This is a genomic window from Flammeovirga aprica JL-4, assembly GCF_012844305.1.
GTDB lineage: Bacteria > Bacteroidota > Bacteroidia > Cytophagales > Flammeovirgaceae > Flammeovirga > Flammeovirga aprica.
The window spans coordinates 1-845 of the sequence record NZ_JABANE010000329.1 but is presented as its reverse complement, the minus strand read 5'-3'; the positions used below and the strand labels follow the sequence as shown (position 1 = coordinate 845).

2 protein-coding genes are annotated in these 845 nt (G+C 27.7%); both read left to right on the top strand.

All coding sequences use genetic code 11. From position 1 onward, the window contains the following. A partial coding sequence (locus tag HHU12_RS35195; protein WP_205960087.1) for a hypothetical protein occupies window positions 1-183 on the top strand: 183 nt, incomplete at its 5' end. Then, window positions 173-469 (top strand): hypothetical protein, encoded by a 297-nt coding sequence (locus tag HHU12_RS34185; protein ID WP_169661186.1) that lies wholly within the window; start codon window positions 173-175, stop codon window positions 467-469. The genes HHU12_RS35195 and HHU12_RS34185, both read left to right, overlap by 11 nt. Window positions 470-845: the final 376 nt, after the last annotated feature.

Genomic DNA, 845 nt, shown 5'->3' with positions numbered 1-845 from the left:
AAGCACTTGGTAATGATGAAGAAAGAGGATGCGACTAAGTATTTTATAAGTCCTAGTAAGCTATTTGAAAATATTAAAATAAAAAATATTGATAACGATGTTAATCTAGAAGAATTTGAAAAAAACGTATTATTCAACATGTTTAAATCACATCAGAGAAATGACTATGATTATGACAGATAAACTTTTATTAATTCTAATGATTTTCCTTGTTTCTTGTTCTATGAGAGGCAATAATGAAGTAACACTAAATGAAAATGATCAATTAATATTAGATATACTTGACCAAAAATATGATGGTAAAATTAAATTTACAGTTAAAGATAACTATGTTTCAAAAATAAAGTTGATAAAGATGGGGATGATGAGTTCTTTGCCAGAGGAATTATCACGTTTTAAACAATTAGATTCAATATATATATATATAAAACGAGTTTTGAAGATAAAAAAATTGATGCAAGAGAGTTAAAAGCATTAAAATACGTTGGGTTTAGTTTTATTGATATTTCGAGCTATGATATTCATCTCAATGAAGCTTTAGAGGAAGTTTTATTAGATGAGTGTATTTTTGAAGTCTATCCAGAAGCAATATCAAAAGCTAATATTAAGAAACTTGAGATTGCGGGGTATCCAGCTGAGTATCAAAAAATCTTCCCTAAGGAAATCGGAGGATCAGCTTTAGAGGAAGTAATTTTTCATTATGTTGATTTTGATAAGTTACCAGATATCAAAACACCCAACGAGTTGTCATTGTCAGTAATTCGACAGGATAATATAGTACAACTTCCAGAAAGTTATTTACACCATAAGTATAAAATGTTGATTATTTCGGGTTGTAAAAAATT

What these genes read in the sequence shown, in the direction of transcription:
- HHU12_RS34185 (WP_169661186.1), top strand. Translation starts at nt 173, where the DNA reads ATGACAGATAAACTTTTATTAATTCTAATGATTTTCCTTGTTTCTTGT.